The sequence below is a fragment of the Allocoleopsis sp. genome, from assembly GCF_036703385.1.
In the GTDB taxonomy this organism is placed as follows: domain Bacteria; phylum Cyanobacteriota; class Cyanobacteriia; order Cyanobacteriales; family Coleofasciculaceae; genus Allocoleopsis.
This window is the reverse complement of sequence record NZ_DATNPA010000160.1, coordinates 1-7,138: the sequence shown is the minus strand read 5'-3', so window position 1 is coordinate 7,138 and position 7,138 is coordinate 1. Positions and strand designations below refer to the sequence as shown.

The 7,138-nt window shown below is 49.1% G+C and carries 6 protein-coding genes; 3 read left to right on the top strand and 3 right to left on the bottom strand.

What is annotated here, in order from left to right; all coding sequences use genetic code 11:
• The 3 genes from V6C93_RS08110 to V6C93_RS08100 form a co-directional block, all read left to right on the top strand.
• Positions 1-275 (top strand): hypothetical protein (locus V6C93_RS08110; RefSeq protein ID WP_333476150.1); only part of this gene is annotated, 275 nt, incomplete at its 5' end.
• 181 nt (positions 276-456) lie between these two features.
• Positions 457-1,317, top strand: a complete 861-nt coding sequence (locus V6C93_RS08105; RefSeq protein WP_333476149.1) for a phosphoribosyltransferase — start codon at positions 457-459, stop codon at positions 1,315-1,317.
• Positions 1,318-1,374: 57 nt separating this feature from the next.
• Complete coding sequence (locus V6C93_RS08100) at positions 1,375-2,010, top strand: Uma2 family endonuclease (protein WP_333476148.1); 636 nt, start codon at positions 1,375-1,377, stop codon at positions 2,008-2,010.
• 71 nt (positions 2,011-2,081) lie between these two features.
• On the opposite strand, the gene V6C93_RS08095 is transcribed toward V6C93_RS08100, so the two are convergent.
• The 3 genes from V6C93_RS08095 to V6C93_RS08085 all read right to left on the bottom strand — a co-directional run bounded on the left by V6C93_RS08095 (position 2,082) and on the right by V6C93_RS08085 (position 6,627).
• A complete protein-coding gene (locus tag V6C93_RS08095) occupies positions 2,082-3,584 on the bottom strand; it encodes a tetratricopeptide repeat protein (RefSeq protein WP_333476147.1) in 1,503 nt (500 codons plus the stop codon).
• A gap of 101 nt (positions 3,585-3,685) precedes the next feature.
• Complete coding sequence (locus V6C93_RS08090; RefSeq protein ID WP_333476146.1) at positions 3,686-4,411, bottom strand: tetratricopeptide repeat protein; 726 nt, start codon at positions 4,409-4,411, stop codon at positions 3,686-3,688.
• Positions 4,408-6,627: a hypothetical protein gene (locus V6C93_RS08085; protein ID WP_333476145.1), complete on the bottom strand. Its 2,220-nt coding sequence runs from the start codon at positions 6,625-6,627 to the stop codon at positions 4,408-4,410. Before V6C93_RS08085 ends, V6C93_RS08090 begins: the two co-directional genes overlap by 4 nt.
• Positions 6,628-7,138: the final 511 nt, after the last annotated feature.

Below are 7,138 nucleotides of genomic sequence, written 5' to 3'. Positions count from 1 at the left end.
GATATTATGCGGTTCGCACTGAACCCCAAGCCTATTCCACACAAGCAATCCAGGAACTAAGAATTCAACAGCTAGAGCAGGAAATCGCTGTCTTGAAACAGCGAAATGCTGACCTGACCGCGTGCCTGGATGAAGCTGTGGCGTATATTCATCGGCTCAGTCCGAGGATTTCGGCGCGGATTGTTGCGGAGATTGACAAGTTGAAACCAAGAGGTAAACCGCCTCAGCCTTATGTGCAAGAAGAGATTCCGTTTTCAGACGCTTACGGGAGGTGATGGTTAGGCGAAAAGTTCAAGTATGAGTATTTCCATTTAGTTCGTGTTGGCGAAAGGGCGATCGTTTTTTTGGGTGCGATCGTCTTTTTTTTTGTTTTTAGCTTAGAAGCCCTCTTGGAATCCCTTGATAGAGGTTGAACTCTGTGGGATAAAGTGATTTAAAGATGACGCTGTAATCAGTATGGTGAGTTACCTAAACCTACCAGAGATTTTCTACCTTGGAGTTTATCAGCCTTCAACTGGTGAGTGTGAAGGAGATTTTGATTTTACAGAATACACTTCAAGACTTTTGAATTTAAAGAATTGTAACTCATTGGTTATTGAGGATTTTGCAAACTGTATTTCCTCGAATTTACACGATGATTTTGATTGTATCGTTGTTGTTCCACCGCATCCGAGTGGAAAAGATAACTCTGGGATTAGAATTCTAGCTCAGAGACTTGTCGATAAAATGAAGCTAATTGATGCGACATCCTGCTTGATAAGACACAAAACTATTGATAAGCTTTCAACAGGGGGAAGCCGCAGTTTAGAGACGCATTTGCAATCGATTAAAGTTGTGAACCAGGAATTCATTAAAGGGCAAAAATTGCTTATGCTTGATGATGTTTCAACAACAGGTAATTCTTTAAAGGCTTGTCAAAAATTACTAGAATCTGCGGGAGCCAAGAGTGTAAAATGTTTCGTTTTGGGAAAGACGACAAGATATGAAGAAGATTTGGGCTTCTTTGATTGGCAATATGAGGTTATCAAACAATCCATTGAAGAAGAGTTTGCTTATTTACAAGATAAATTAGCAGAAGAAAACTATAACATCTGTCCAGAAGATGAATGTGATACAGAAATGCAAAATTTATCAGATGCTTTAGACTGTGGCGATTTATCGGAAGAAGAATTTGATTATTATGCTGAGGAATTAAAACAAAGATATAAGGAATATTGCCAAGAGGAATATAACCGAAATATTAATTACGAAATGGCTCAACATGATGCCGATTGGCAGATGCAGGCGTTAAATAATTTGTACGAGTTTTCCTTATGATTCAAGCTCTACTGAAACTATTAACATTTGAAGAGTTTTTGAAGCGGTACCCAGACAATGGTTAGCAATCTCAAAGAACTCATTGACGAGCCAGAACTTGCAGGAATTGACGATCCAGAAGAGAGGTTCACCACCAGTAGCGTGAGTTGGCAAATCTATGAAGCCTTGCTAACCAAACTGGAAAACAACTCTCATTACCGCATCACCTATTTGGATGGAGTGCTAGAAATCGTGTCGCCGTCCGCAAGACATGAAAAACTCAAAAAACGTCTAGCTACACTCATAGAGTTCTACCTCATCAAAAAGCGAATTCAACACACTCCACTGGGGAGTAATACTATCAGGAACAAACTCAAGAAAGCTGGAGCCGAACCTGATGAATGCTACTGCATTGGAGAAGAAAAAAATATCCCAGATCTAGCTATAGAAGTAATTATTACCAGTGGCAGCATTGACAAGCTAGAAACCTACCGACGATTGGGAGTGGCTGAGGTTTGGCTTTGGGAAATTAATCATCTCAAGCTCTACCATTTACGCGAAGAAACACCATCAGCCTTTTTGTCAACTCACGGGTACGAACAAATCGCAGCGAGTGATTTATTGCCAAAACTTGACCTATCTCTACTCGAACAATGCGCCCTGATTTCAGACCAAATTCAGGCAATTGACGAGTTTGAAAAAGGCATTCATTGACCCCAAGCAACACGTAAGGGCACGACATTGTCGTGCCCCTACCATCATGCCCAGATAAAACTCGCGCGGGATTAATACCGCTCCCAAGGCGGCTGGAACCCGCGCCGCTTCAGAATATCCACCTCCACCTGCTGGATGCGATTATCCAATTCAGGATTGGTCTTCCCAGACTGCGCTTGCTGCTCCGCATTGATTTCCTTAAACTGCTCCAGTGCCGTAAAGCGCTGGTCATCCGCAACATTCAGCTCAGCCAAATTAGTACGGGCGATTAAGTTTTTCGGCTCAATTTCCAATACCCGCTTGTAAATTGACCTCGCCTCAGCAAATTTCTGCTGAGTAAAGCGAACGCCTCCCAAACCTAAGAGCGCTCCCGTATTATTTGGCTCCCGCTGCAAAATCTCCTGGTAAGAACGGCTGGCGAGTTCATAATCCTTCAGCGCTGTTGCTAAGTCAGCCTGGACGAAGTAAGCCCCAATATTGTTGGGATTGCGGGCAATTAACTTCGCTACCTCTTCCTTCGCCGCTGCCGGGTCGCGCTTAGCAATCACCTGAAGCCTGCGAAGCTGTACCCCCGTATTATCCGGGTCGATCGCCAACAGTGAATTAGACAGCGCCTCCCGTTCAGCCGATGCAGGCAGAACACCCACCAGACTGAACAATTCCGGCGGTGCATCATTGGGGTGAGCGCTGAGCCATTCGTTGAGAACCGACGATGCTTCGGCTTCCGTCATGCGATTGGCTTGGTAAGCCAGACTTGCCCGTCCCAATTTTACGAGCAAATCGTTGGGGTCGCGCTGAAGTAGCTGGTCGTAAATTGCGATCGCATCATCCGCTCTTCCCTGAGCCACGCGAATTCCCGCCAATCCCCGCAGCGCACTCGCGAGCAGCGTATCGGAGGGATTGCGATTGATAATCGACTCATACCGCTTGGCGCTCGCTTCCAAATTCCCCTCGCGACGGTCAAGCTCAGCCAGTAATAAGTCCGGCGAGAGGTCATTCGCCCCTTGTGCCGTCGCTTGGTAAGCCGCTAGAGCCTGCTTCGCTTCGGCAACTTGATTGCGCTGGAGCAGCATCTGAGCCACCCGGAAATGCAAGAACGGCGCATCCACGTTCGAGGCTAGCAAACTCTGGTAAATTGGCAGCAGTTCTGGGTCGGGTGGGTCGATGGGCACCAACGCTTGAGCCAGCGCCAGTCGATCTGCCGCATCCTCTGGCAGCGGTTGGAATTCTGAAAGCAAACGCTCCCGGAACTCAGCTTGGGAGAGTTGACCCAGTTGGTTGGCCAAGATTAACTGCTTGAGCAACAAGGTCTTATTATTCGGTTGTGATGCTGCCGCCTGTTGATACAGCGAAAGCGCCTGAGCTCGTTCAGATGGCACTTCACTTAAGACATCAGCAATTTCTCGCACCAAAGCGGGATTGGCTCGTGAGGTGGAGGCAAGTACTGAGTTGTAAATCGCGACACCTTCAGAGTACAGGTCAGCACGCCGCTGGTCTCGACCAATCGTGGTAAGGGCTCGTGCCAAGGGCAACGCCGCCTCCTGTCTACCTCGCAAGGGTTCTAGAGTAGCCAAGGCTTGGTCAATCTGTCCATTGGCGGCATAGGATTTGGCTAATTCCGATCGCAGCTCGATCGCTAACCCATCCAGTTTCTTGGATTTGCGTAGCTCTTGCTCTAAAACTTGAATCGATTGGCTAACACTGCCCGTTTTCCGCAGGGCGGTCGCATAGGCGGGTACCCCATAGTCGGAAATCTTTTTCCCGGTGGCTTGGTAACGCCTAAAAAGTTCCAGCGCTTGCTGATAATTGCCACTGTAGGTATAGACTTTGGCAGCACCGAGGAGGGCGTCGGGGAAGGATTGCTGGCTAAAACGGGTTGATAATCCGCAAACGATTCCGAATAACGCCCTTGATACCCCAAAAGCAACGCACGCTGGGCGCGGGCTTCGAGGTCGTTCGGGTTTTGGCTTAACAACGTGTTGAGCGCCTGAATCCCCGGAAGTTGCCACTCTGGGCGATAACCCCCCAAAACTCCAACAGCTCTGAGGGCGGATTTGTTGTTGGGGTCTTGCTCTAGCACGCGCTGAAAAGCCGCCCAGGCTTCGGCGTCTTTCCCGGCTTTTTGATAGGCTTGGGCCAGTCCTAATTTGGCTTCTACTGAGTTGGGATTGCTGCGTAGGGCTTGTTGAAAAGCTGCGATCGCCTGATTGACCAATCCTTGGTTGAGCAGGGATTGCGCCCGACGCACGGCAGCCGGAACCGCTTGGGCGCTGGCGGCTGGAACCATCCCATCCACAGGCACGAGGGGCAGAACGCCTGCTAATCCGAACAAGACGAAGCAGGTCAACAAACGTGACCAGCGAGAATTACTCCGTAGGGGAGAATACTCCGATCTCATCATTTAAATGCCCTCCCAAGGTTAAGAAGATCGAACTCAGTTTTTACTCGGAACCCAGCCACAAAATCGGAGAACTGATCGCGGGCTTGCAGCGTCACACCGGCCCGAAGATAGGAGGTAAGGCGGAAATCATAGAACAACTCCCATACATCGGGCACTTTCTTCCCAGTACCTCGGCGCAGGCTATCGCTCGACAAATCTCGACCGTAGCCAAACCCTAAGCGGTCATCCCGCATGAATAAATCTAAGAAGTTGAGTCCGGCGCTGTAGGTTTCTCCACCCCGACCGATGGACGTATTTTCGTAGTGACCGTAGCGACCAAATAGCCCCATCTTAATCTCCGGAATATAGTATTCCGCATTGATGCCATAGGAGCTTTCACGGTCAGAGGTGCGGGGGCCAAAAGTACCATCGCGCCGACGAATTCCGTAGATTTCATTGAATCCACTCCTTTGATCGTCGCGATCGGTGGCGTAGGTGGCGCGAATAATTCCGTTGTCAAACCGATAAGCTAGCTCGCCAGCAAAGCCATCAACGGCTAATTCGCCAAGGTTCCGAGAGGAAGAAAAGGCGGCGGCTCTAGCTTGGAAATTGTCCGTGATATCCCAGTTCAACAGCACCGCCGGACGAGAGGCAATTCCGGTTCTAGCGAGTGCCGGATTCGTCTGAAACACCGGGTTAAAGAAATGGGTGAGCGAATCTTTGGCGAAACTATTGCGGTCAAAATAAGAGGTCAAATCGACAAGACCGCCGGTCAAGCGCAGATTCGGATAGCTGGGTAAAGAAGTCGTAAAATACAGTTCAGTAATATCTAATCCCGTTCCTGGCGTGTCGGAAAAGCCCTCTCCAGTGGTTAAATCCACCGTTCCCCCAAACAGCAAATTGGGAGAAACCGGATAAAGTCCAGTCACCCGCGCCCGTGCTCCGGTTTCATCCTGGGTGATAAAACCACCTTGGAAGATGAGGGAAGGAGCCAAGGGATTGTTAGTTCTTAGAGCGTTCTCTGATTGTGCCTCTTGTGCTGCATCGACCGACGATTGCGCTTGAATGGTACCCCCAAGCATAGCTGCTCCACCTGGCCCTTTGTACGGCTCACTTGTGGCGGCGGTCGCTTCGGGTGTAGTTGCCTGAGCGACAATGGTAGGTTGAGCTACCCCTGCCACTGTTTTTTGCACGCTGGGTTGAACGGCGGAAGGGATGGGTGCAGGCGTGTCACGGAGGGCAAACGAAGGAAGAATCGTTGTGGGTTGCGCTCCTTGTGCCACTGGCTTGGGGATGCTGGGTTCAACTGCGTTCGAGGTTGGTGCAGACGCGTCACGGAGGGCAAACGTCGGGAGAATCGTTGTGGGTTGCACTCCTTGTGCCGAGGGTTGGAGAACCTTGTACTCAACCCCGTCTTGTGTTGAGGAAAACGCTGTCGCTCCTGCTCTAACCTCTGGCAGAATCGTAGTTGGTTGCTCTGTCTTTGTGCTTGGCGGTTGGGGAACCTGAGGCTCAACCGCGTTCGGTGTCGAAGAAAGTTCCGTTGGAGGGGGGACGAACCCTGGAAGCGCTGTCGCTCTTGTCTCTGGTGAAGCTTGAGCCTCTTCGTTGGGATTTTGGGTTGCTGTCCCATCTGAGGCAAAGGATAATGAATTGGCGATCGGTATCATCTTCGCCGCTTCCCCAGTTGAGGGTGGCGCTGCTTCCTCTTTTTTCGATAACGCTGGAAAACCGGATTGCGCTACGAAAACACTGGAAGAAGTATCAACCTGACGCGTCAGCGCCCCTCTTGCTGCATCAAAAGCACGTCCCTGTGCTACGGCGTCTGGCGCTTTGAGGTTCACAGACTCAGATGTAGGGGGGTTTGAGCTGATATCTGCGATCGCCTTAGCATCTGCCAAAGCTTTCTCGTTAGATTCTCCCGTCGCCAGCACTGGATGGAATCCTGCTTGAGCATTCAAGTCACTGGATTGGGAGCTATTAGGACTGGCTTGCTCGGCTTCAACCCTCTGATTGGGCTCTTGTGCAGGTGGCTTAGTCGTATTAGCTTGGGCGGGTTTTGTCCCCAAAAGAGCCGCCACCGCCAAAATGGATAACCCTCCAGTTGAAATGGCTCCAAGGGATAGTAAGTAACTCAGCCAAATAGCTCGCCGTAAAGCGATCACCTTTGGCGCTGCGCTAGGCGCAATCGCTATTTGTTTATCAGTATCACTAGCTTTTTGATTTATGTCTCTCATGAGCACTACGGCTACAGATAGGCGGATTTGGGCAGCAAAACTGTCAGTTGTTTTATTGTTCAAGGCGGGAAAAGAACCTCCGGAAATTTCTCCCAATTGGGTCTAACAGCCAATTTATTCAAAAGGCTGCTTGAACCATCAAATAAAAGCTGTTACTTGGGAGGAAGCCAGGGTTAAATAGAATGTCTATATTGAGCCGTTTAGTTCCTTCCTTAAAACAGGCCATCCGTCTGGGGAAGAGCAGCGTTTTGATGCGTTTCTCAAATCAGAACCAATCCGCCGAGCATGTCTATAATGTAGTGCCCCAAGCTTTCTCCCTCAGCGGCAGTCTTGTTACTCGTTATCCCTGTTAGTGAGAGTTATCTCCCTATAAATTGATTAACGTATGCAATTTTTGTTCCCGGTCTCTGGAAGAAAATTTAAGTTCTTTTTAGAAGAATATAGGTTAATCTATTATTCTATAAATACCTTAGTTTGTTGGATTTTGTGACGACAATAATAGCCGATAGTT

Excerpts from the sequence above, each read along its gene's own strand:
- V6C93_RS08105 (WP_333476149.1), top strand. The coding sequence starts at position 457 with ATGGTGAGTTACCTAAACCTACCAGAGATTTTCTACCTTGGAGTTTAT.
- V6C93_RS08100 (WP_333476148.1), top strand. The coding sequence starts at position 1,375 with ATGGTTAGCAATCTCAAAGAACTCATTGACGAGCCAGAACTTGCAGGA.
- V6C93_RS08090 (WP_333476146.1), bottom strand. The coding sequence starts at position 4,411 with ATGATGAGATCGGAGTATTCTCCCCTACGGAGTAATTCTCGCTGGTCA.
- V6C93_RS08085 (WP_333476145.1), bottom strand. The coding sequence starts at position 6,627 with ATGAGAGACATAAATCAAAAAGCTAGTGATACTGATAAACAAATAGCG.